Annotated in this window: 21 protein-coding genes; 9 read left to right on the top strand and 12 right to left on the bottom strand. The window is 70.3% G+C overall.

Annotation, left to right across the window (positions count from 1 at the left end; genetic code table 11):
* Nucleotide 1 precedes the first annotated feature (1 nt).
* On the bottom strand, nt 2-2,563 hold the full coding sequence (locus OHA11_RS43260; protein WP_266506381.1) for an ABC transporter permease: 2,562 nt from the start codon (nt 2,561-2,563) through the stop codon (nt 2-4).
* Nucleotides 2,560-3,339 (bottom strand): ABC transporter ATP-binding protein, encoded by a 780-nt coding sequence (locus OHA11_RS43255; protein WP_266506380.1) that lies wholly within the window; start codon nt 3,337-3,339, stop codon nt 2,560-2,562. Before OHA11_RS43255 ends, OHA11_RS43260 begins: the two co-directional genes overlap by 4 nt.
* Before the next feature lie 230 nt (nt 3,340-3,569).
* On the opposite strand from OHA11_RS43255, the gene OHA11_RS43250 reads away from it, so the two are divergent.
* On the top strand, nt 3,570-4,766 hold the full coding sequence (locus OHA11_RS43250) for an IS110 family transposase (protein ID WP_266506378.1): 1,197 nt from the start codon (nt 3,570-3,572) through the stop codon (nt 4,764-4,766).
* Between the two features lie 5 nt (nt 4,767-4,771).
* On the opposite strand, the gene OHA11_RS43245 is transcribed toward OHA11_RS43250, so the two are convergent.
* Nucleotides 4,772-5,092 carry an SHOCT domain-containing protein gene (locus OHA11_RS43245; protein WP_266506376.1) on the bottom strand — a complete coding sequence of 107 codons (321 nt, stop codon included), beginning with the start codon at nt 5,090-5,092 and terminating at the stop codon, nt 4,772-4,774.
* Between the two features lie 190 nt (nt 5,093-5,282).
* Between OHA11_RS43245 and OHA11_RS43240 the strand changes: the two genes are divergently transcribed.
* Nucleotides 5,283-5,861, top strand: a complete 579-nt coding sequence (locus OHA11_RS43240) for a TetR/AcrR family transcriptional regulator (protein WP_266506375.1) — start codon at nt 5,283-5,285, stop codon at nt 5,859-5,861.
* Between the two features lie 347 nt (nt 5,862-6,208).
* Here the strand turns inward: OHA11_RS43240 and OHA11_RS43235 are convergent, their stop codons facing one another.
* On the bottom strand, nt 6,209-6,736 hold the full coding sequence (locus OHA11_RS43235; RefSeq protein WP_266506374.1) for a hypothetical protein: 528 nt from the start codon (nt 6,734-6,736) through the stop codon (nt 6,209-6,211).
* A 146-nt stretch (nt 6,737-6,882) separates the two neighbouring features.
* Nucleotides 6,883-8,169 (bottom strand): IS256 family transposase, encoded by a 1,287-nt coding sequence (locus OHA11_RS43230; protein WP_266506373.1) that lies wholly within the window; start codon nt 8,167-8,169, stop codon nt 6,883-6,885.
* Between the two features lie 242 nt (nt 8,170-8,411).
* On the opposite strand from OHA11_RS43230, the gene OHA11_RS43225 reads away from it, so the two are divergent.
* A complete protein-coding gene (locus OHA11_RS43225; RefSeq protein ID WP_266506371.1) occupies nt 8,412-8,972 on the top strand; it encodes a hypothetical protein in 561 nt (186 codons plus the stop codon).
* Between the two features lie 244 nt (nt 8,973-9,216).
* Here OHA11_RS43225 and OHA11_RS43220 read toward each other — a convergent pair whose 3' ends face one another.
* Nucleotides 9,217-10,416 carry an IS701 family transposase gene (locus tag OHA11_RS43220; protein WP_266507837.1) on the bottom strand — a complete coding sequence of 400 codons (1,200 nt, stop codon included), beginning with the start codon at nt 10,414-10,416 and terminating at the stop codon, nt 9,217-9,219.
* A 211-nt stretch (nt 10,417-10,627) separates the two neighbouring features.
* On the opposite strand from OHA11_RS43220, the gene OHA11_RS43215 reads away from it, so the two are divergent.
* A complete protein-coding gene (locus OHA11_RS43215; RefSeq protein WP_266506370.1) occupies nt 10,628-11,206 on the top strand; it encodes a DUF4865 family protein in 579 nt (192 codons plus the stop codon).
* A gap of 43 nt (nt 11,207-11,249) precedes the next feature.
* Here the strand turns inward: OHA11_RS43215 and OHA11_RS43210 are convergent, their stop codons facing one another.
* On the bottom strand, nt 11,250-12,491 hold the full coding sequence (locus tag OHA11_RS43210) for an ROK family protein (RefSeq protein WP_266506368.1): 1,242 nt from the start codon (nt 12,489-12,491) through the stop codon (nt 11,250-11,252).
* An 84-nt stretch (nt 12,492-12,575) separates the two neighbouring features.
* Nucleotides 12,576-13,226, bottom strand: a complete 651-nt coding sequence (locus OHA11_RS43205; protein WP_266506367.1) for an alpha-ketoglutarate-dependent dioxygenase AlkB — start codon at nt 13,224-13,226, stop codon at nt 12,576-12,578.
* A 76-nt stretch (nt 13,227-13,302) separates the two neighbouring features.
* Here OHA11_RS43205 and OHA11_RS43200 point away from each other — a divergent pair, with 76 nt between their 5' ends.
* Nucleotides 13,303-14,463 carry a methyltransferase gene (locus tag OHA11_RS43200; protein WP_266506365.1) on the top strand — a complete coding sequence of 387 codons (1,161 nt, stop codon included), beginning with the start codon at nt 13,303-13,305 and terminating at the stop codon, nt 14,461-14,463.
* Nucleotides 14,464-14,527: 64 nt separating this feature from the next.
* On the opposite strand, the gene OHA11_RS43195 is transcribed toward OHA11_RS43200, so the two are convergent.
* Nucleotides 14,528-15,385, bottom strand: coding sequence for a class II fructose-bisphosphate aldolase (locus OHA11_RS43195; RefSeq protein WP_266506363.1), 858 nt, complete (start codon nt 15,383-15,385; stop codon nt 14,528-14,530).
* 11 nt (nt 15,386-15,396) lie between these two features.
* Nucleotides 15,397-16,281 carry an SIS domain-containing protein gene (locus tag OHA11_RS43190; RefSeq protein WP_266506362.1) on the bottom strand — a complete coding sequence of 295 codons (885 nt, stop codon included), beginning with the start codon at nt 16,279-16,281 and terminating at the stop codon, nt 15,397-15,399.
* 155 nt (nt 16,282-16,436) lie between these two features.
* Here OHA11_RS43190 and OHA11_RS43185 point away from each other — a divergent pair, with 155 nt between their 5' ends.
* A complete protein-coding gene (locus OHA11_RS43185) occupies nt 16,437-17,216 on the top strand; it encodes a DeoR/GlpR family DNA-binding transcription regulator (protein ID WP_266506360.1) in 780 nt (259 codons plus the stop codon).
* 86 nt (nt 17,217-17,302) lie between these two features.
* On the opposite strand, the gene OHA11_RS43180 is transcribed toward OHA11_RS43185, so the two are convergent.
* The gene (locus tag OHA11_RS43180; protein WP_266507835.1) at nt 17,303-18,043 is read right to left on the bottom strand and encodes a response regulator; all 741 of its coding nucleotides are present in this window, start codon (nt 18,041-18,043) and stop codon (nt 17,303-17,305) included.
* Nucleotides 18,044-18,048: 5 nt separating this feature from the next.
* Nucleotides 18,049-19,710, bottom strand: coding sequence for an ATP-binding protein (locus tag OHA11_RS43175; protein WP_266506359.1), 1,662 nt, complete (start codon nt 19,708-19,710; stop codon nt 18,049-18,051).
* A gap of 287 nt (nt 19,711-19,997) precedes the next feature.
* Between OHA11_RS43175 and OHA11_RS43170 the strand changes: the two genes are divergently transcribed.
* Genes OHA11_RS43170 through OHA11_RS43160 form a run of 3 tightly spaced genes read left to right on the top strand, consistent with a single transcriptional unit; the run spans nt 19,998 to nt 23,021 of the window.
* Nucleotides 19,998-20,984: a tripartite tricarboxylate transporter substrate binding protein gene (locus OHA11_RS43170; protein WP_266507833.1), complete on the top strand. Its 987-nt coding sequence runs from the start codon at nt 19,998-20,000 to the stop codon at nt 20,982-20,984.
* Nucleotides 20,981-21,520, top strand: coding sequence for a tripartite tricarboxylate transporter TctB family protein (locus tag OHA11_RS43165; RefSeq protein WP_266506357.1), 540 nt, complete (start codon nt 20,981-20,983; stop codon nt 21,518-21,520). Before OHA11_RS43170 ends, OHA11_RS43165 begins: the two co-directional genes overlap by 4 nt.
* Nucleotide 21,521: 1 nt before the next feature.
* The gene (locus OHA11_RS43160) at nt 21,522-23,021 is read left to right on the top strand and encodes a tripartite tricarboxylate transporter permease (protein WP_266506355.1); all 1,500 of its coding nucleotides are present in this window, start codon (nt 21,522-21,524) and stop codon (nt 23,019-23,021) included.
* Nucleotides 23,022-23,034: the final 13 nt, after the last annotated feature.

Genomic DNA, 23,034 nt, shown 5'->3' with positions numbered 1-23,034 from the left:
GCTACTCCGTGGCGATGGCGCGCAGTACGTCGAGGCGTGCGGCCCGCCGGGCCGGGCGCAGGCCCGCGAGGGCTCCGGCGGCGACACCCACCAGGGCCACCACCGCGAGCTGGACCGGCGGCACCGCGAAGGCGAAGGTGCTGTCGGACGCTCCGTCGGAGGCCTTCACGAGCACCCAGCCGAGGAAGCCGCCGAGTGCGAGTCCGCCGACCGTGCCGAACGCGGCGACCAGTACCGACTCCCAGCGGACCATCGCGCGCAGTTGCGACCTGGTCTGCCCGACGGCCCTCAACAGGCCGAGTTCGCGGGTGCGTTCGTGGACCGCGAGGGTCAGCGTGTTGGCGATGCCGAGCAGTGCGATGAGCACCGCGAGCGCGAGGAGCGCGTAGACCAGGGTGAGCATCATGTCGATGCCACCGGCCGAGGACTGCGCGTACTCGTCGCGGGTCTGCACCTCCGGATTGCCGTACGCCGACGTGACCTTCTCGACCGCCGCCTTGCCGTCGGCCGCGCTCACGCCGTCCTTGAAGGTGACGGCCACGAGTGTGTCGGAGTCCTGGGTGCGGTGCGGGGCCCAGGCCTCGCGGGTGATGACGTACTCGCCTGCCAGCTCCGACCGGCCGTAGACCGCGCGGACCGTGAAGGTCTCCTTCTTGCCGTCGGTGAAGGCAAGTTGGGCGGTGTCACCGGTCCTGAGGCCCTGCTTGTCGGCCTCGCTCTCGGTGATGGCGATGCCGTCGTCGCCGAGGTTCCGCATGGAGCCCTGTACGTCGCCGAGGTCGAAGGCGCGCTCCAGTGCGACCGGGTCGGTGACGGTCAACGCCCGTCCCTCGCCGTCGACTTCAGCGACGCCGCGGCCGAGTCCGACCGCCGTGTCGACCTCGGGCCGCTCGGCGATCGCGGGGGCGAGCCGCGGGCTCAGTCCGCTGCCGCCCGCGCCGAACGAGGGGGTGCTCACGGCGACATCGCCCGCGAAGGACCGTGACACGGTCTGGTCCATGGTCGCCTTCAGCGAGGCGCCGAAGACCGTGAACAGTGACACGACGGCGACGCCGATCATCAGCGCGCCGGCGGTGGCGGCCGTGCGCTTGGGGCTGCGCAGGGCGTTGCGCCGGGCCAGTGCGCCGGTGACTCCGCGCAGCTTGTCGAGCGGGCTGCCGAGGACGCGTACGGCGGTGGTCGACGCGACCGGGCCGAGGACCACGAAGGCGGCGAGCGCCAGGATCGCGCCGCTTCCGGCGAGCCACAGGGACGGGCTGACGATGACGCCGGTCAGTGTGACGGCGACCGCCAGTGCCGCGAGACCGGTGCCCACGACGGCACGGGTACGGGACGCCCCGGACTGGTCGACGGCCGTCTCGCGCAGGGCTGCCAGTGGTGCGGTGCGCCCGGCGCGTACGGCGGGCAGCAGCGCGGAGCCGAGACAGACCACGATGCCGACCGCGAGCGGCAGGGCCATGGACAGCCCGCTGATCACCAAGTCGCCCTCGGGGAACGGGAATCCGATGGCCGGGAACAGCGCCTGGAGTCCGGCCGCGATGCCGATGCCGCCCGCGAGACCGGCGGCGGACGCGACCACGGCGACGACGCTCGCCTCGACCAGGGTCGACGCGGTGACCTGCCGTCGTGAGGCACCGAGAGCGCGCAACAGGGCGTTCTCGCGGGTGCGTTGGGCGACCACGATCGCGAAGGTGTTGTGGATGGAGAAGGTCGCGACCAGCAGCGCCACGCCGGAGAACACGAGCAGGAAGGTGGTGAAGAGTGTCAGGAACTGGCCGGAGATCATGTCGGTGTTCTCCGCGGCCAGCTCCTGACCGGTGATCGCCTCAACTCCCTTGGGGAGTACGGGAGTCAGGGCATCCACGAGTTCCTGCTGACCGGTGCCGGGTCCGGCCCGCACCAGGATGCTCGCGGCCTCGCCGGGCTGCGCGGTCAGGTACTTCTCGGCATCGGACCGCGTCATGCCGGTGTAGGTCACCTGGGCCATGCCGTCCTCGCCGCCGAAGGTCGCGAGGCCGACGATCGTGACCTTGACCGGGTCGGGGGTCCGCAGTGTCGTCGTGTCGCCGATCTTCAGGTCGCCCTTCTCGGCGGCACCGCGGTTGACGACCACCTCGCCGGACTTCGACGGGGCGCGTCCCTCGGCCAGTTGGTACGAGTTCAGCTTCGGGTCGTCGATCCAGTTGCCCGCGAGGGTGGGCGGACCCTGGCCGCCGATGGGCTTGCCGTTCGCGCCGACGAGCTGGCCGGCGCCCTGGATGTCGGGCACGGCCGCCGCGACACCCGGGGCCTTCTCGACGGCCGTCACCAGGTCGGTGTCGACGGGCTGCCGTACGCCCTGGCTCTCGCCCGGCGTGGTGATGGTGCCCGCGCTGCGGACGACGGCGTCGGTGCCGCTCGTGGCGTTGCCGAACATCGTGTCGAAGCCGGCGCGCAGGGTGTCGCCCATGACGAGCGTGCCGGCCAGGAAGGCGACGCCGAGGAGCACCGCCAGGAACGTACCGGCGAAGCGGCGCTTGTGGGCACGCAGGGAGGACACGCTGATGCGCACGGAGGCGTTCATGACGGCGGCGCTCCCTTGCTGTCGAAGGCCTTCATGCGGTCCAGGACCTTGTCGGCCGTGGGGGCTTCTATCCGGTCGACGAGCCGCCCGTCGGCGAGGAAGACGACCTCGTCGGCGTGTGCGGCGGCGACCGGGTCGTGGGTGACCATGACGACCGTGCGGTCCATCTGGCGTACGGCCCGGCCGAGGAGGTTCAGGACCTCCTCGCCGGAGCGCGAGTCGAGGTTGCCGGTCGGCTCGTCGGCGAAGACGACGTCGGGCTGACCGGCGAACGCCCTTGCCACGGCGACGCGTTGCTGCTGGCCGCCGGAGAGTTCGGAGGGCCGGTGGTGCAGCCGGTCGCGCAGGCCGACGACGTCCACGAGCGCGTCGATCCACTCCCGCGCCGAGCCGTCGCCCCGGCCGCCCGCGAGGTCCATCGGCAGCGTGATGTTCTCCGCGACGGTCAGCGTCGGGACCAGGTTGAACGCCTGGAAGACGAAGCCGATGCGGTCGCGGCGCAGCAGCGTGAGGCGGCGGTCGTCGAGCCTGCTCAGCTCGGTGTCGCCGATGAACGCGGCGCCGGAGGTGAGGGTGTCCAGGCCGGCCGCACAGTGCATCAGGGTGGACTTGCCTGAGCCCGAGGGCCCCATGATCGCGGTGAAGCGTCCGGCCGGAAAGGTGACGCTCACCCCGTCCAGGGCCCGGACGGCGGTGTCGCCGCCGCCGTACACCTTCACGGCGTCGGCGACACGTGCCGCGGTCCGCGTGGCCTTCGTGGCGGTCGCGGTGCTCATGCCGCTCTACCTTCTTCCTGGGTTCGTCGCAGCCGTTCGTAGGGTTGTGGCACCCAGGGGAGCCGGGTGTGGCTTTCATGCCGCTGCCGTTCGTGGCTTCCGGTGCTTGGCCGCCGGGCTCCCCACGACGACTCGGCCGCCAATTGGGAAGTGCGAGAAAGTCGCTGCGTAGAGCAAAGCCGGCGAGGTCGTCCGTGGTACGAACTGCAAGCACGACCTGATGGAGCACGATGAGCCGGATATGGGCCGGGACCGACTGCGGCAAGACCCACCACCACTGCCTCGTTCTCGACGCCGAGGGCAGCACACTGCTCTCGCGGCGCGTGGCCAACGACGAACCGGAGCTCTTGAAGCTTCTCGCTGATGTCCTGGCGCTGACCGACGGGGACAGGGCAACCTGGGCTCTCGACATGACCGGGGGCGAGCCCAGCCTGCTGATTGCCCTGCTGGTCAACCACGGCCAGGAACTCCTCTACATCCCCGGACGTGCGGTCAACCGGGCCACCGACGGCTACCGCGGTGAGGGCAAGACCGATGCCCGCGACGCCCTCGTGATCGCCGATCAGGCCCGCATGCGCCGGGACCTGCAGCCGGTCCGCCCCGGCGACGAGGCGAGCATCGAGCTGGGCCTTCTCACCAGCCGCCGCGTGGACCTGGTCACCGACCGCACCCGGACCATCAATCGGCTTCGTTCCACGTTGACCAGTATGTTTCCCGCTCTGGAGCGGGCCCTGGACCTTTCCAACACGGGACCGCTGGTACTGCTGACCGGCTACCAGACCCCGGCCGCGATCCGCCGCTGTGGCACCAGCCGCCTGGCCACCTGGCTGAGCAACCGCAAGGTCCGCGGAGCCCAGGCCCTGGCCACCGCAGCAGTCGGAGCTGCCGAGCGACAGCACACCGCCGTCGTCGGGGAGAGGCCCATCGCCACGATGGTGCGCACCCTCGCGAAGGAGGTGATGACCCTCAACGAGAAAGTCGCTGAGATCGACAAGCTCATCGAGGGCCGGTTTCGCGAACACCCTCTCGCCGAAGTGATCGAGAGCATGCCCGGCATCGGTCCGCTGCTCGGGGCCGAGTTCCTTGCCGCCATCGACGGCGACCTGGGCTCCTTCCCGACCCCAGACCGCCTCGCGGCCTTCGCGGGCCTTGCCCCAGCACCCCGCGACTCCGGGAAGACCAGCGGCAACCTGCACCGGCCGAAGCGATACCACCGGCGCCTGCAACGGGTCTTCTACACCTCCGCACTCATCAGCATCCGCTGTGATGCGAACTCGCGGCAGTTCTACGACCGCAAGCGCGCCGAGGGGAAACGGCACGTCCAGGCCGTCATCGCACTTGCCCGCCGACGGGTGAACGTCATCTGGGCACTCATCCGTGACCAACGGTGCTACCAAGTCACACCACCCGTCACCAACGCGGCTTGACAACGTCATTGGGAAGCACCGCCCTTGCCCGTACGTCCGAAGTCGGTGCGTCCGAACTGCTCGTCCAGGACGGAGAGCCGACGCCAGTACTCGTCCTCGTCGATCTCGCCGGAGGCGAAGCGCCGGCCGAGCATCGCGATCGGCGAGTCGCCGGTCGGGCGGACGTCCGTCGCGGCGTGGTCCATGCCGCGCCACGGGCCGCGACGGCCGCGCCACACGGTACGGCGGAGGACGGTCACGACGCCGATCACGACGGCCGCCCAGATCAGCGGGAAGAGAAGGATCCACGGGCCGAGCCCGCCGTCCCAGTGCGCCAGGGTCTGCATCTGAAGTCATCTCCTCGGTGGGTGTTCCGGTGATGCTTCGAGGCTCGCGCCGGGAGGGGGTCCGGGTCGTCGTACGGCCAGCGGCAGTACGCGTACCTCCTCGGGAGTACGAACGGGGTTCTCCCCTGCTCCCCCAGCTCTGTACCTACTGGTATGCGCTTCTGTACCTACTAGTAGGTACAGTGATCTCATGAGCACTCCGGAGCGACTGATCGAGGCCACCCGCGAGCTGCTGTGGGAGCGGGGATACGTGGGCACGAGCCCCAAGGCGATCCAGCAGCGGGCCGGTGCGGGGCAGGGCAGCATGTACCACCACTTCGCGGGCAAGCCCGATCTGGCCCTCACCGCGATCCGGCGTACGGCCGACCAGATGCGCGCTACCGCCGAGGGAGTACTGGACGGGCCCGGCTCTCCGTACGAGCGTGTCGAGGCCTATCTGCGACGCGAGCGCGATGTGCTGCGCGGTTGCCCGATCGGGCGGATGACCATGGACCCGGACGTCATCGCCAGCGATGAGCTGCGCGCACCCGTCGACGAGACGCTGGACTGGCTGCGCGAGCGGCTCGCGGCACTCGTCGAGGAGGGGCAGGAGCGGGGCGAGTTCGCCCCCTCGTTGGACGGCGAGGAGATCGCCGCGACCATCGTCGCCACGGTCCAGGGCGGGTACGTCCTGGCCCGCGCGTCCGGCTCGACCGCCGCCTTCGACACGGGAGTTCGCGGACTGCTGTCGCTGCTCGCCCTCAACTCCCCTGCCCGTACGGACGGTTAGAACTCGTCACAGCAGGCACAGCAGAAAACAGCCGTTGAAGCCGCTGGAGGTATCGATAGAAAACCCCTTGACCTGCGGAAACGTCGAAGCCCCGCCCACCTCGGCACAGTGAGGTGAACGTGGCTACATCCCCTCCGCCCGCTCCCCTAGGCACGGGGACGGGGAGGCGGATCGGACAGAGGGGGTGGAGCGAGCAGGGTCCCGGGTGGCCAACCTCACCGGCCCCAGAACCCTGCCGCCCCACCGCGCGCCGGCCCGTCCAACAGCAACCGGCCCAACACTCCAGGCACGTATACGTCTTGCGATCCTGCGACAGAACCATGGGCCTTCCACAGCACGTGGGTTGCCTACTCATTCGTCGAACCAATGCCGTGCACGCTGCGGAGGATGTTGCGGTACATGGCAGCCTGAGCGATCGTCGAGGCGATGTCCTGGCCGGCCATAGCCCGCCGCATGGCCTCCTCACGCCACCCGTCAGGCATCACCGTGAAGCGCGCCGCAAAGTCGACGGCAGAGCGCCCCTCACGCACCCGCCCCTGCTTTCCCTGGTACCAACGGCCGCCACATAGCGCGGTGAAGTGGTCGGCAGCCTCATAGAGCGACTGGATTCGGGGCCCTTCGCGATCACGATCGAGGCGCTCCTCCTGCACGCCGCTCACGGCATGCCCCTCCGCCATGAGCCAGTGAACCGCAGCCTGATCGGCCTGCGTCAGACCGTCCCAGAGGTCGCGGCTGACGAGCTGCTCAAGGATGAGGGTCCCGACAGACTTCGCCGCCCTCTGAACCTCCGGCCAGGTGTAGAACTGCCACCTCTTCAGACATTCGATCGCAAGATCTACCACTGTCAGGCTGTCGTCCAGCTCGTCATCGATCATGGCTGGTCTACCTCCTGCTCGGCACTTCCGGGCGCGAGACGCCATGCGGTCATGCTGACGATCCTGAACCGGTCGTGGGTGGGGTGCCGACGCAGGTGCTCCTAGCCCGGGTCTGTGTAGCGAACGGTGGAACTCGGTCGGTTTCTTCAGCGTCGTCCGGCGGCGAGCCGGCCGTCGAAGGTGATGTCAAAGGCTTGGAGTGCGGCCTTCCAGCGCATGGTCCAGCGTTTGCGTCCGGTGCCGGTCGGGTCCAGGCTCATGACGGCCAGGTAGACGCACTTGAGGGCGGCCTGGTCGGTGGGGAAGTGTCCCCGGGCCCGGACGGCCTTGCGGATCCGTGCGTTGATGCTCTCGATCGCGTTGGTGGTGCAGACGATCCTGCGGATCTCCACGTCGAACCGGAGGAAGGGCACGAACTCCGCCCAGGCCGCCTCCCAGAGCCGGACGATCGCCGGATACTTCCCGCCCCAGGCGTCGGTGAACTCCACGAACCGCTCCAGCGCAGCCTCTTCAGTCGGGGCGGTGTAAACGGGCCTGAGCGCCTTCGCGATCTTCTCCCAGTCCTGCCGGGCCGCGTAACGAAAGCTGTTCCGTAATAGGTGAACGACGCAGGTCTGGACGATCGTCGCAGGCCAGACGGTATTCACGGCGTCCGGGAGGCCGGTCAGGCCGTCACAGACCAGCATCAGGACATCGGCCGCGCCACGGTTCTTGATCTCGGTCAGGACCTGGAGCCAGTACTTTGCGCCCTCCCCGCCATCGCCGATCCACAGACCCAGAATGTCCCGGTGGCCCTCGGCGGTGACCGCCACCGCCATGTAGACGGGCCGGTTGGCGACCTGACCGTCCCTGACCTTCACGTTCACACAATCGATGAAGACGACCGGGTAGACGCTGTCCAGCGGACGGTTCTGCCATTCCGACATGCCGGCCATCACGCTGTCGGTGATCGTGGAGATCGTGGACTTGGAGATCTCCGCGCCGTACACCTCGGCGAAATGCGCGGAGATCTCCCCGTGCGTCAGCCCCTTCGCCGACAGCGACAGGACCATCTCGTCCACCCCGCCCAGACGCCGCTGCCGCTTCTTGACCAGCTGCGGCTCGAACGACCCGGCCCGGTCCCGCGGCACCGCGATCTCGACCGGCCCCGACTCGGTGATCACCGTCTTGGAGCGGTGCCCGTTTCGGTAGTTGTCGCGGCCACCCTCGGCCCGTTCTCCGGGCTCGTGCCCCAGATGATCAGTGAGCTCGCCCTCCAGCGCGGACTCCAGCACCCGCTTGGTCAGCTGCTGCAGCAGGCCGCCATCCCCGGTGAGCTTCACGCCACTGGCTTGAGCCCGGGCCACCAGCTCGGCGACCAGCCCGTCATCCACGGCGCTCGCCCCACTCACAGCGGCCTTCCCGGCCTCGGTGTCACTCGTCACGTCAGTCATCAACTGTCGCTTCCAGCTCGGGAGTTACACCGCTCACCGTACAGACCCAGATCACGGTGGCCGTCCTGTTCCCGCGGCGAACGACGAGATCACGGAGTCGTCCTGATACTTGGGCCCGGCCCCGGCGGATCCCGAGCAGAAGATTGCCGGACGCTGGCAATGTGCGAAGGTCCGCCGTACATGCATGCTGATGTCCGCCGACAGAAACGGGGGCGTCAGTGGAAGCAACCACAACCCGCAGCGTGGCACGTGCCCGCATCGGATCGGGCCTGGCGGTGACGGTTCTTCTGCTGCCTCTCGGTGGCTACGGGCTGGCCAGGGCGGGGGTAGCCCCGAACGGCGCACCCATCGTGCTTGGCCTGCTGTCCGTGATCGTCGGCTTCGTCCTCCTACCCGCGTTGTGCGAGGAGCGAGCCCCGTTCCGGCACTCATCGTCGCACCTGACTGCGCGCACCTTGACCGGCGAGCGGTCCGTCGATCTCAACCAGATCACCTCCGTCCGACTGCTGACGACCTTCTCGTACGGCAGCGCGTACCGGACGCTGTGGGTGCGCGACGCCGACGGTGTGCGCCTTGGTATCACGACTGAGAGAAGCCGCAGGAAACTACGCCGAGCGATCGAGAAGGCGGACGCGAACGCCGCGCGAGGTGTCACCGGGCCCCATGTGAGCCGTGCGGCCCGGGCGCATCTGGGCCTTGCTCCAGGGCGAGGGCTCGTCGCCCATACGGTTCTCTCTTTTCTGCTTCTGACCGTGGCCGGGAGCCTGTACGTGGTTGTTGTGCTCCAACTCGGCGGACAGTAAGCCCTCCCCGTAGTGACTGACGAGCCCGCCACAGCGTCTCGTGATCACGATCTACGGCTGGAGTACTAGTACTCCAGCAGTACTTCGTGGCTTGACCTGGGGGAACGTCGAGCGGTGGGAGTGTAGCGGGCGGGAAGTCGTCACGGACGGCTTCGGCCCGCACGCCCCTCGAAGGAGTGCCCCCGACGTCGGTAGTGGCAGCGGCGGGCCACCGCTTGGCGTCGTCGGCGCCAGTGCGACCAGCTCAACACGTGAGTGAGGGTGTGAAGGTCTCGGGGTGTGTGAGCTGCCAGGAGTCGCCGCACTTCTGCCACGGTGAGCTCGATGACCACGGCATCCTCACCGGAGGATCCCCTTTTTCGGCTGCTCGCGAGCTCATCGCAACGAGGAAGGTGTGGGCGAGCATGGCCAGGGTGATGTGCCGGTACCAGCCGACGTAGCGGCGGACTTCGTACTCGTCCAGGCCGCACTCGTTCTTCGCTGCCTGGAAACACTCTTCGATCGCCCACCGGGCGCCGGCGACGCGCACCAGTTCGTCCACGCCGACATCCAGCGGTGCGTAGCCGAGGTAGTAGGCGATCTCGTCCGGACGACTCAAGCTGCGCCGTGCCAGCGCCCACCGTCGACGGATCAACACGCCGTCCTGGTGGTCGTACTCGGACACTGGGCGCAACTGGACGGCTGCCCAGTCGTATTCGCGCTGTCCCTTCGCGCCCGCGCCGCAGGAACGGCGTTCCCATGCCTGGTCGGGGGCCTGCTCGAAGGCCTTGTCGATGCGTGGGCCGGCCAGGGAGAACTGGGACTTGGGGACGGCGAGGACGTAGCCGACGCCGGATGTTTCCAGCATCCGGCGGAAGCGGTTGTCCTGTCCGTAGGCGGCGTCCGCCGTGACCCAGGCGACCGGCAGCGGCGAGGCCAGCGCCCTGCGGACGATCGTCGCCGCGAGGGTGTTCTTGGTGGCGAACTCCCGCTCGTCGGGGACCTTGGCGGCGCGGCAGCGGTCACGGTCGTCCGTCCAGGACTTGGGCAGGTAGAGCTCCCGGTCCACCAGGGCGCGGCCGGCTGTGCTGGTGTAGGCGGCGAAGACGCCGATCTGGCAGTTCTCGGTGCGGCCGGCGGTGCCGGAGTACTGCCTTTGGACTCCGGCGGATGTAGTGCCCTTCTTCAGGAACCCGGTGTCGTCGATGATCAGTACACCGTCGGGGCGGCCGAGGTGTTCGGCGACGTAGGTCTGCAGGTCGTCGCGGATGTCGTCGGGGTTCCAGCGGGCTCGGGAGAGCAGGTGCTGCAGTCCGTCTGGGGTGGCGTGGCCGGCGTGTTCGGCAAGTTGCCAGCTGTTTTTTCGGGCCACCGGGGCGAGCAGTGCGCGCACGTAGTCCCGCATGCGGCGGCGTGGTTCGACACGGCCGAAGTGGCGCCCGATGGTGGTGAAGAGGTGGTCCAGGTCGCGGTCCCAGGTCTCGGCTGCCTGTTCGGTGATCACGACCCGAGGCTTCCCAGGCCCGGGGCGACCTTGCCATCGGGGGCACTCCTTCGAGGGGCGTGCGGGCCGAAGCCGTCCGTGACGACTTCCCGCCCGCTACACTCCCACCGCTCGACGTTTCCCCAGGTCAAGCCACGAAGTACTGCTGGAGTACTAGGCACAGAATTCGTACATGCAGTGGTGTCCCTGCTGCCTGCCCGCCGACTACGACATGGGCATCGTCCGCGACCGGGTGGCCCGCCTCGGACACCTGCTGGACGACTGGGACGGGCTCGGTCTCAAGGCCTTCCTGCTGCGCGAGCGCGGAGTGGACGGCTCCCCGGTGAACCAGTACGCGCCGTTCTACCTCTGGCACACCCCAGAAGGCATGAACTCCTTCCTCTGGGGGCCCGGATTCCAGGGCCTCGTGAACGACTTCGGGCGCCCGGTGGTGCAGCACTGGACGGGCCTCGCGTACGAGGACGGGGGCGCCGCGGCTGCCCCGCCCGAGGTCGCGGTGCGTCGGCGCGTGAGCATTCCGGAGGGAGCGCAACTCGCCGAGATGACGGAGGAGGCCGTACGGGAGACGGGGCGGCTGGCCGCGCTGGACGGGGTCGTGGGCGCCGCTGTCGCCGTCGACCCGCGCCACTGGGAGCTCGTGTACTTCTCCCTCTGGGCCCACGACGCGCCCAAGGCGACCGGTGAGGTGTACCGGGTGCTGCATCTGTCGGCGCCGGCGCGCGACAGGCTGCCGCGAGGGCGGCAGTGGTGACGGCGGAGCCCGGCGCCACCGTCGCCCCCACCGCTTCCGGCGCTCAGGCCTGAGCCAGCGCCGCGATCGGATCGTCGAGGACCGGCTGCCACGCCAACTCGGCCGCTCCGACCAGGCTGTTGTGGTCCAGCGTGCAGGGGAGGATCGGTACGCCGCCGCTCTGTCCCCACAGGCTCCGGTCTGCCACCACGGCACGCAGCCGCTCCGGGTCCGCGTCGAGGAGCGTGCGGTGCAGTCCGCCGAGGATGATGCGGTCCGGGTTGAGGATGTTGACCAGGCCCGCGAGGCCGAGGCCCAGCCGGTCGATCAGCGCCTCGACGGCCGTGCGTACGGTCGGGTCGGCGTACTGGTCGCGGATCAGGTCGTTGGACTGCTGGAGCAGTGACACCTCGGGGCCGGGGTCACGGCCCGCCGCGGTCAGGAACGCCAGGGGGTCCGCCTCGACGTCGAGGCAGCCGCGGCTGCCGCAGTGGCAGGGGCGCCCCTCCGGGTTGACGGTGAGGTGTCCGACTTCGAGCGCGAGGCCCGAACTGCCGGTGTGCAGACGGCCGTCGAGGACGAGCGCGCCGCCCACTCCCCGGTGCCCGGTGGCCACGCACAGCAGGTCGCGGGAGCCGCGGCCGGCGCCGTGCCGGTGTTCGGCGAGCGCGGCGAGGTTGACGTCGTTGGCGGCGAACGCCGGTCCGGTGATCCCGGCCGCGCGGACGCGCTCCGCGAAGATCTCCCGTACGGGAGCGCCCGCCGGCCAGGCCAGGTGGAGGGGGTTGAGGGCGGTGCCCTCGGGTTCGGCGACGGCCGACGGTACGGCGAGGCCCGCGCCCACGCAGCGGCGGCCCGTCTCGCGGAGCAGTTCGGCGCCCGCCTCGACGACCGAGCCGAGCACCTTGGCCGGGTCGGCGTCGACGGCCTCGCAGCCCGGCGCGGTCGCGACGAGACGGCCACCGAGGCCGACCAGGGCCGCGCGGAAGCCGTCGGCATGCACCTGGGCGGCGAGGGCCACGGGGCCGTCCTCCGCGAGGTCGAGCCGGTGCGAGGGGCGGCCCTGCGAGCCGGCGGCGGCGCCGGGGCGCGCGTCGACGTGGATCAGTCCGAGCGCTTCGAGCTCCGCGGCGACCGCACCGGCCGTGGCACGTGTCACGCCGAGCTCGGCGGTGAGCACGGCCCGCGTGGGCGCTCGTCCGGTGTGCACGAGCTCCAGCGCAGGCCCGAGCGCACCCCGCCCCCGGTCCAGGCGTGTCCTGGTGGTTCCTTCTCCCGCCGCTCTGGGGGCCGCATTACCGCTCATGAGGGCGAGTCTCCCATGATCCGGTCGTCCGGCGACCAGGACAACGGCAGGGACGAACCGGATGCCCCAGATGAAACGGACGGCCTAGAGTCCGCTCACCCGCAGGGTCACGTTCAGACGGCCGGTCAGTCCCAACTCGGGCGGCGCCGTGCCCGCGTACACACGCGGCACCCCGTGGTACGCGAGACGGGCGTCCCCGCCGAACACGAACAGGTCACCGCTGCGCAGTTCCACGTCCGTGTAGGGACGGGCCCGCGACTCGGTGTTGCCGAAACGGAAGACGCAGGTGTCGCCGAGGCTCAGCGACACGACCGGGGCGCCGGACTTCTCGTCGCTGTCGCGGTGCATGCCCATCCGGGCGTCGGCGTCGTAGAAGTTGACCAGCGCGATGTCGTACGCCGCCGCCTCGGCCGCCGCCGGGCCCAGCGCGTCGGTGACCGCGCGGCGGCCCAGTTCGCCGAGCCACTCGGGGAAGGCCTTGACCGGCGCCCCGTCCCCGTCCGCGACGGTGCGCGCATACCCGTACGGGTACCAGTGCCAGCCGAGGCAGACCTGCCGGGACGTCATCGTGCCGCCGCCGGGTGTGCGGACCGTACGCAGCCCGGCGGGCGGGCGTGCCCAGGCACGGCAGGCGTCGAGGAGCCCACGTTGGCGCTCGGGTGTCAGCCAGTCCGGCAGGTGCACGGCGCCCGGCACGACCTCCGTACGGGCCCGGGGAAACAGCTCGGCGTCCATGGCTCCCATCCTCGCGCACCGCTGTCGGAGGGACGCCGGAAACCCCCTGAGCTGCGCCTCGGATAGCCTGGCCCCAATGACCGACCGTATGACGACCCCCTCGGCCGAGCTGACGCTGGCCCGCTTCCCCGAGGACTCCCGTGACCAGCTCCGTGCGTGGGACGCCTCCGACGAGTATCTGCTGAAGCATCTCGCGTCCGGCGACCAGTCGCTCGACGGATCGGTGGTCGTGGTCGGCGACCGCTGGGGAGCGCTCACCACTGCCCTGCGGGCGCACCGGCCGGTGCAGATCACCGACTCGTTCCTGACCCGGGAGGCGACCCGGGCCAATCTGGCGCGCAACGGCGCCGACCAGGATTCCGTACGTCTCCTCACCACCCAGGACCCGCCGGTCGACCATGTCGACGTGCTGCTGGTGCGCGTGCCGAAGAGCCTCGCGCTCCTGGAGGACCAGCTCCTGCGCCTGGCACCTGCCGCGCACGTGGGGACGGTCGTCATCGGCACGGGCATGGTGAAGGAGATCCACACCTCCACGCTGAAGCTGTTCGAGCGGATCCTCGGCCCGACCCGGACCTCGCTGGCCGAGAAGAAGGCCCGCCTCATCTTCTGCACACCGAATCCGGGTCTCTCGCGACCGGCCAACCCGTGGCCGCACAGCTACACGCTGCCGGACGGCATCGGTCCCGCCGCCGGCCGCACCGTCGTCAACCACGCGGGCGTCTTCTGCGCCGAGCGCCTCGACATCGGCACCAGGTTCTTCCTCCAGCACCTGCCGTACGAGGGCGGGGCCGAGCGCGTCGTGGACCTGGGCTGCGGCAACGGCGTCGTCGGTACGGCGATGGCTCTGGCACGCCCGCGGGCCGAGGCACTGTTCGTGGACGAGTCGTACCAGGCGGTGACCTCGGCGGAGGCCACGTACCGGGCGAACACCGATGACACGGCGGAGTACGGCAAGGCAGAGTTCCGCGTCGGCGACGGGATGGACGGCGTCCCGGACGCGAGCGTGGACCTCGTACTGAACAATCCGCCCTTCCACTCGCACCAGGCGACGACGGACGCCATGGCCTGGCGGATGTTCACCGGGGCGCGCCGGGCGCTGCGGCCGGGCGGCGAGCTGTGGGTGGTCGGCAACCGTCATCTCGGCTACCACGTGAAGCTGCGGCGGCTGTTCGGCAACAGTCAACTGGTCGCGAGCGACGCGAAGTTCGTGATCCTGAAGGCCGTCAAGGAGTCCTGAGGTGTCCTGAGGTCTCCTGAGGTCTCCTGAGGGAGTCTCCGGAACTCGGTGCCCTCCTCGCGCATCAGCCGGTGGCGCTCAGGACTCGGATGATGCGGGTCACCGTCTCCGCCATCGCCGCGCGTCCCGCGGTCAGGTACGTGCGGGAGTCGACCGCCTCGGGGCGGGCGGTGAGGTGGTCCCTGATCGCGCCGGTCATCGCGATGTTCAGAGCGGTGCCGACGTTCACCTTGGTGATGCCGCCCGCGACGGCCGCCCGCAGTTCGTCGTCCGGCACTCCGGACGAGCCGTGCAGCACGAGCGGCACATCCAGGGCCGCGGCGAGGCGCTTGAGAAGGTCGTGGTCGAGGGCGGCGGTGCGGGTGGTCATGGCGTGCGTACTGCCGACGGCCACGGCCAGGGCGTCCACGCCGGAGTTCGCGACGAAGGCCCGCGCCTCGGCCGGATCGGTACGGGCACCCGCCGCGTGGGCGTCCAGCGGAGGCTGCCCGGTCTTGCCGCCGACTTCGCCCAACTCGGCCTCGATCCACAGCCCTTGGGCATGCGCCCAGTCGGCGGCGGCCCGGGTGGCCGCGAGGTTCTCGGCGTACGGGAGGCGGGCCGCGTCGAACATGACGGAGCTGAATCCGGCGCCCGGTGCCTGCCGCAGTAGTTCGTCGCTCTGGACATGGTCGAGGTGCAACGCGACGGGTACGGAGGCGTGTTCGGCGGCGGCGGTCGCGGCGCGGGCCAGCGGGAGCAGCCGTCCGCAGCGGAACTTCACCGCGTTCTCACTGACTTGGAGGATGACGGGCGAGTCCGCCGTCTCTGCTCCGGCGACGACGGCCTCGACGTGCTCCAGCGTGATGACGTTGAACGCCGCGACGGCGGTGCGGGAGGCGGCCGCCCGGGCGACCAGTTCTCCGGCGGCTGCGAGAGGCACGGGCTCTCCCTTCAGGGCGTGGCGAGAATGACCGAGCGGGTGAGGTGGCGGGGCTGGTCGGGATCGAGGCCGCGGGCCGCGGCGACGGCCACGGCGAGGCGCTGGGCACGGACGAGTTCGGCGAGCGGGTCGAGACTGCCGCCGACCCACAACGCGCCGGTGTCACGCACCTGTTGGGCCAGCCCTTCGGGTGCCTCGCCCAGCATCCAGGTCGCCGTCCCCTCGGTGCTCACGCTGATCGGCCCGTGCCGGTACTCCATCGCCGGGTAGGCCTCGGTCCACGCCAGCGAGGCCTCGCGCATCTTGAGCCCGGCCTCGTTCGCGAGACCCACGCTCCAGCCGCGCCCCAGAAACGTGAACTGCGTGCAGTCGACGAGCCCTTCGGGCAGCGGCTCCGCCAGCGCGGTACGGGCGTCGGTCACGACGGCGTCGCCGTGCAGCCCGAAATGGGCGCGCAGCAGGGTGAGCGCGGTGGTCGCGAACCGCGTCTGCACCACGGACTTCTCATCGGCGTAGTCGAGCACGACGACGTCATCCGCCGCCTCCATCACGGGAGTTCGCGGATCCGCGGTGATCGCGACCGTGCGCGTAGGCCCCTTCAGCCGGCCGAGCAGGTCGAGCACCTCGGTGGTCGTGCCGGAGCGGGTCAGGGCGACCACCCGGTCGTACGAGCGGCCGTGCGGGAACTCGGAGGCGGCGAAGGCGTCCGTCTCGCCCTGTCCCGCCCGCTCGCGCAGCACCGCGGCGGCCTGTGCCATGAACCACGACGTGCCGCAGCCGACGACGGCTACCCGCTCCCCCGCGGCGGGTAGTACGTCGCCGTGCCGCGCAGCTTCCCCGGCGGCCCGGACCCAGCATTCGGGCTGACTTCTCAGCTCGTCCTCGACATGGCTCACGCCGCGACCTCCCCGCCGGAATGACTGCTCTTGCAAGTTATAGCGAGATTTCGAGCATAATCAAGCATTCTTGCGGTGAACAGCGTGCGTTAGGGTCGTCGCCGAAAGATTCAGAGAACGGATCTGTGCACGAAATCGAGGGACGGAGAGTGCGGATGTCGCGCGACGCCCGCTGGCAGGCGCTGCTGGAGCTGCTCGTGGAGCGGGGCCGGCTGGATGTCGAGGAGGCGGCGGCCGAGCTGGCGGTCTCGGCGGCGACGATCAGGCGCGACTTCGACCAGCTCGCCGAGCAGCAGATGCTCGTGCGCACCCGGGGCGGCGCGGTCGTGCACGGGGTCTCGTACGAGCTGCCGCTGCGCTACAAGACGGCCCGCCACGCCTCCGAGAAGCAGCGCATCGCGAAGGCGGTGGCGGACCTCGTGGTCCCCGGCGAGGCGGTCGGCCTGACCGGCGGCACGACCACCACGGAGGTGGCCCGCGCGTTGGCCGTACGGGGTGATCTCGCGTCCGGCTCGCCCGCCCTGACGATCGTCACGAACGCCCTCAACATCGCGAACGAGCTGGCGGTGCGGCCCCAGTTCAAGATCGTGCTGACCGGTGGCGTCGCCCGCGCCCAGTCGTACGAGCTCGTCGGTCCCCTCGCCGACGGCGTGCTCGGCCAGATCACCCTGGACGTGGCCGTCCTCGGCGTGGTCGCCCTGGACGTGACCCATGGGGCGGCGGCCACCGACGAGGCGGAGGCGGCGATCAACCGGTTGCTCTGTGAGCGGGCCGAGCGCGTGATCGTCGCCGCCGACTCCAGCAAGCTCGGGCAGCGGGCCTTCGCCCGGATCTGCGCCGCCGAGTCGGTGGACACGCTGGTCACGGACGTGGCGGTGAGCGAAGAGATGGTGCGGCGGTTCGAGGAGGCAGGGGTCACGGTCGTCGCCGTCTGACGACCGCTTTGCCTGACCGCATTGCCTGACCGCTTTGCCTGACCACGTTGCCGAAGCGCGTGCCACCCGTGGATCCGGACCGTGTCCTACCCCTGGAACCGATACCGCCGCTCGGGCCGCCCCGCCGCCCCGTATCGCAAGGTCACGTCCGCGTTGCCGATGGTGTGGAAGTGCTCCAGGTAGCGGCGGGCGCTGACGCGGGAGATGCCGGCCAGGGTCGCGCACTCGGCGGCGGACAGGGTGCCCTCCGCGGTGCGGAGCGTGCGTTCGATCAGTTCGGCGGTCTCCACGCTCATGCCCTTGGGCAGTGAGCCGACGGCCGACGCCGGTACCGTCGCTCCGGCCAGGACCCGGTCCACATCGGCCTGGCCGTGCACGACGGTGGCGAGCAGGCGGCCCCGCTGGACGGCGTAGCGCTCCAGTCGGGCACGCAGGTCCTCGAACTCGAACGGTTTGAGGAGGTAGTCGACGACGCCGTGGCGGACGGCGCCGCGGACCGTGTCGGCCTCCCGTGCGGCGCTGATGACCATGACGTCGCAGTCGTGTCCCGCGGTACGCAGCCGGGGAATGACGTCGAGGCCGAAGACGTCCGGCAGATACAGGTCCAGCAGGACCAGGTCCGGGTGCAGTTCGTCGACCGCGTGGGCCGCTTGCTCGCCGGTGCTGGCGACGCCGACGACCCGGAACGGCTCGACGCGTTCGACGAAGGTGCGGTGGACCCGGGCCACCATGAAGTCGTCGTCGACCACGAGCACGTCGATCGTGCCGGTCGTGACGGACGTGCCCGGCCCACGGGGCGTGGCCGGCGTGCCGGACGTGCCTTTCATCCCTTTCATCGGGCCGCTCCTTCCGCCACCGCGTCGGTGAGGTGGCTGACGGTCATGCGTGCGGTGAACATGGCCCCCTCGGGGGTGTTGGTCACCGAGATCTCACCACCGTGACGCTCGCAGACCAGCCGGGTCAGCGCCAGGCCGATACCGCGCTCGCCCTCCTGGGCGGCCTTGGTGGTGAAGCCGTGCGAGAAGACCTCGCGGGCGAGTTCCGGGGCGACGCCGGGTCCGGAGTCGCGGACCACTATCTCCACGCTGGAGGCGTCCTGCCGCAGTTCGACCTCGACCCAGGCCTCGTGGCCATCGGCCTCGCCCGTGACCGCGACGACGGACGCGGCGTCCACGGCGTTGTCGACGAGGTTGCCGACCACGGTCGCCACGTCGGCGGCGTCCTTGGGGGTGAGCCGGTCGAGCGCCGTGCTGTCGGAGATCCGCAGGCTGACCTTCCGCTCGGCGGCCAGGGAGGCCTTCGCCATGAGCAGGGCGGCGACGGCGGTGTCGCGGACGCGGCGGCTGAGGGTGATGTCCAGCGACTGGCGGCGCTGGTTCAACGCGCGGATGTAGCACACGACTTCGTCCTCCTCTCCGATCTCGATCAGCCCGGAGATGGTGTGCAGCTGGTTGGCGAACTCGTGGGCCTGGGCGCGCAGCAGCTCGGACGAGCTGCGGAAGGAGCCGATCTCCCGCTCCAGCCGGGCCAGTTCGGTGCGGTCGCGCAGGGTGGTGACCGAGCCGAGCGGGCGGCCGTCCTTGGTGACGGTCATCCGGTTCATCACCAGCACCCGGCCGTTGCGGATGACGACCTCGTCGCGTTCGTCGGCCGCGCCCTTGCGGACTCCCACCAGGACGTCCCGCAGCCGTCCCTCGATGCCGAGTTCGGCCAGGCTCTGGCCCACGCAGTCCTCGGGGAGGTCGAGCAGACGCCGGCCCATGTCGTTGGCGAGGGTGAGCCGGTGCTGCGGATCCAGCGCGATCACGCCCTCGGCGATCCCGTACAGCATCGCCTCGCGGTGTTCGGCGAGGCCGGCGATCTCGCGGGGTTCCAGGCCGAGGGTCTGCCGTTTGACGCGCCTGGCCAGCAGCAGGGATCCGGCCAGTCCGAGTCCGCTGGCGATGCCCAGGTAGGCGAGCAGGTACGAGGACGCGCCGTTGAGGCGCTGCCACACCGTCGGGTCGGCCTCGCCGATCATCACCGTGCCCAGATACTGGCCGAGGTTCTCCTGCGTCGCGCCGAGTACCGGCACCTGGGCCACGAGCTGGCGGCTGCCGTCCAGGGTCTGCGAGCCGGACCAGCCGCGGCCCTCGGCGGCGCCCTCGCCGAGCGCCATGCGAGCGCCGATCGCCGTGGGGTTGGTGGAGCTGACGATCCGGCCGTCGGCGTCGGCCACGGTCACGGAGGTGACCCCGGACTGGGTCTGCGTGGAGTTCACCAGCGGGGCCAGGGCCTCCAGCGGCGCGGGCCGTACGAGCTGGCTGCGGACCAGGGGGTTGGCGGCCAGCTGCTCGGCCAGCGCGCCGACCCGGCGGCCCTCGACGCGGTTGAAGGTCGTCTCCGACTGGGCGAGGGAGACCGCGGCGACCGCCAGCAGCACCACCACGACGATGGCGAGCTGGAGCACCAGCATCTCGCCCGCGAGGGTCTGACGGCGGAAGGTGGCGACCACGACGTACTCAATCTCTCGGGCCGACACGGCGTTGGGCGGCTCGTCTGGGGGATCGCCCCATCATGGCCCCCTCCCGTGGCCGGGAAAAGGGGTGAGCAGGGAGCCGGGGCAGGAGAGACGCCGTACGATCCGTGCACGCGTACGGCGCCGGTGACCGAAAAGACCACAATCTCCGTTGGTTCCGGAAGCGAGACAGACGTTCGACGTACGGGCACCATGTGGCCCACGTCACCCTCCCCACAGGGCTTCCCCCGACCTCATCGACGTACCGACAGGTGGTGGCATTCGTGCGCCTGCGCACCCTCCTCGCCCTGTTCGGGGCCGCCGTGCTCCTGCTCGTGGGCCCTCCGTTGCTCACGGCGGGCAGCGACTCCGCGACGGGCACACAGATCCCGGGCCTGCGGCTCATGGTCCCCAACACGCCCGGCGGCGGCTACGACATCACGGCCCGTACGGCCGCGAAGAACGCCGAGGACGCCGAACTCACGCACAACATCGAGGTGTTCAACCTGCCCGGCGCCGGCGGCACCGTCGGACTGAGCCGGCTGGTGAGCGAGCACGGCAACGGCAAGCTCGCCATGTCGATGGGCCTGGGTGTGGTGGGCGCCGTCCGCTCCAACGACGCGCCGAAGACGCTGGCCGACACCACACCGATCGCCCGGCTCACCGAGGAGCAGGACGTCGTCGTGGTCGGCAAGGACTCCCCGTACAAGACGATCGACCAGCTCGTCGACGCCTGGAAGAAGGACCCGGGCAAGCTCCCGGTGGGCGGCGGTTCCTCGCCCGGCGGGCCCGACCATCTCGCGCCCATGCTGATGGCGAAGGCCGCGGGTATCGCCCCGAAGGACGTCAACTACATTCCGTTCGACGGCGGTGGCGAACTGCTTGCCTCGATCCTCGGCAACAAGGTCGCCTTCGGGGTGTCCGGCGTCGGTGAGTACCTCGACCAGATCAAGGCGGGCGAGCTGCGGATTCTCGCGGTCACCGGACCCGAGCGGGTCGACGAACTCGCCGAGGCGCCCACGCTGAAGGAGTCCGGCTACGACGTGGACTTCACCAACTGGCGGGGCATCGTGGCGCCGCCCGGCCTGTCCGACGCCGAGCGCGACAAGCTCGTACGCCTCGTCGAGGCACTCCACGACTCCCCCGAGTGGCAGAAGTCCATGCAGCAGAACGGCTGGGACGACGCCTTCCTCACCGGCGCGAAGTTCGGTGACTTCCTCGACGCCCAGGACAAGCGCGTGGTTTCGGTACTGAAGGAGCTGGGACTGTGACGACGCCGACCACCGACCTGCCCGCGACGCCCGCCGAAGAACGGCGCTCGTGGCTGCGCGACCACTCCGAACTGGGCGTCTGCGTCCTGCTGTTGGCGCTCGGCCTGCTGGTCCTGACCGACGCGCTCACCATGGACGTCGAGATCACCCAGCGCGGTCCCGTCGGACCGAAGACGGTGCCGATCGTCGTCGGCATCGGGCTGCTCGTCATCGCCGCCCTGCTCGCGGTCGACGTGCTGCGCGGCGGCCATGGCGAGGCGGAGGGCGGCGAGGACATCGATCTGTCCGAACCCGCCGACTGGCGTACGGTGCTGCTGCTCGCCGGGGTGTTCCTCGGCTCCGCCGTCCTCATCGAACCCGTCGGCTTCCCCATAGCGGGCGCGCTTCTCTTCTGGGGAGCGGCCTTCGCGCTCGGCAGCCGCCGCCTCGACCGGGACCCGCTCATCGCGGCCGTGCTCTCCCTCGCCACGTACGTGATCTTCAACAACCTGCTCGGAGTACCGCTGCCCGGCGGCCCACTGATGGGAGTGCTGTGACATGGACGCCCTCAACTCCCTGATGGCCGGGTTCGGCACGGCGCTCACCCCGATCAACCTGCTGTGGGCCGCCATCGGCGTGCTGCTCGGCACGGCGATCGGCGTACTGCCCGGTATCGGACCCGCGATGGCGGTCGCGCTGCTGCTCCCGGTGACGTACGGCCTGAACCCGATCGGCGCGTTCATCATGTTCGCCGGCATCTACTACGGCGCGATGTTCGGCGGCTCGACCACCTCGATCCTGCTGAACACGCCGGGCGAGAGCGCGGCCGTGGTCGCGGCCATGGAGGGCAACCCGATGGCCAAGTCGGGGCGCGGCGCGCAGGCGCTCGCGGCCGCCGCCATCGGCCACTTCGCGGGCGGCCTGATCGGCACGATCCTGCTGGTCATGCTCGCGCCGACGGTCGCCGAACTGGCGGTGGACATCGGCGCGCCCGACTACTTCGCCATCATGGTGCTCGCGTTCATCGCCGTGACGTCCGTGCTGGGCTCGTCCCGGATCCGCGGGCTCGCGTCCCTGCTGATCGGCCTGACGCTGGGGCTGGTCGGTCTCGACCAGATGACCGGGCAGCAGCGTCTGACCTTCGGTTCCCTCCAACTCGCCGACGGTATCGACGTGGTGATCGTGGCGGTCGGCCTCTTCGCGATCGGCGAGGCCCTGTGGGTGGCGGCGCATCTGCGGCGCAGTCCGGGCGAGCCGATCCCGGTGGGGCGGCCCTGGCTGGGCAAGGCCGATGTGCGGCGGACCTGGAAGTCGTGGCTGCGCGGGCCGTTCATCGGCTTCCCGTTCGGCGCGATCCCGGCGGGCGGCGCCGAGATCCCGACCTTCCTGTCGTACGTCACGGAGAAGCGCCTGTCGAAGCACAAGGACGACTGGGGCAAGGGCGCGATCGAGGGCGTGGCGGGACCGGAGTCGGCGGCGTCGGCCTCGGCGGCGGGCACGCTGGTGTCCATGCTGACCCTGGGGCTGCCGACCACGGCGGTCGCGGCGGTCATGCTGGCCGCCTTCCAGCAGTACGGCATCCAGCCGGGCCCGCTCCTCTTCGAACGCGAACCCGACCTGGTGTGGGGCCTGATCGCCTCCCTCTTCGTGGGCATGGTGCTGCTGCTCGCGCTCAACCTGCCGCTCGCGCCGGTGTGGGCGAAGCTGCTGCGCATCCCGCGGCCGTACCTGTACGCGGGGATCATGTTCTTCGCGGCGGTCGGCGCGTACGCGGTCGGCGGCGAGGTCATCGACCTGGTGATCCTCCTGATCATCGGCCTGATCGGCTTCGGCATGCGGCGCTACGGACTGCCGGTGCTGCCCGCCGTCATCGGCGTCATCCTCGGCCCGAACGCCGAGCAGCAGCTCCGGCGCGCCCTGCAGATCAGCGACGGCAGCGTCACGGGACTGGTCAACACCCCGTTCGCGGTGACCGTGTACGCGGTGATCGTGCTGCTGCTGACCTGGCCGCTCGTCAAGAAGCTGGTGACACGGACACGCGACCGAGCGGAGGCCTGATCGGTTCCCGGTG

Source organism: Streptomyces sp. NBC_00878, assembly GCF_026341515.1.
In the GTDB taxonomy this organism is placed as follows: Bacteria; Actinomycetota; Actinomycetes; order Streptomycetales; family Streptomycetaceae; genus Streptomyces.
Note: the sequence above shows the minus strand (reverse complement) of the source record. Positions and strands in the feature narration are given on the sequence as shown.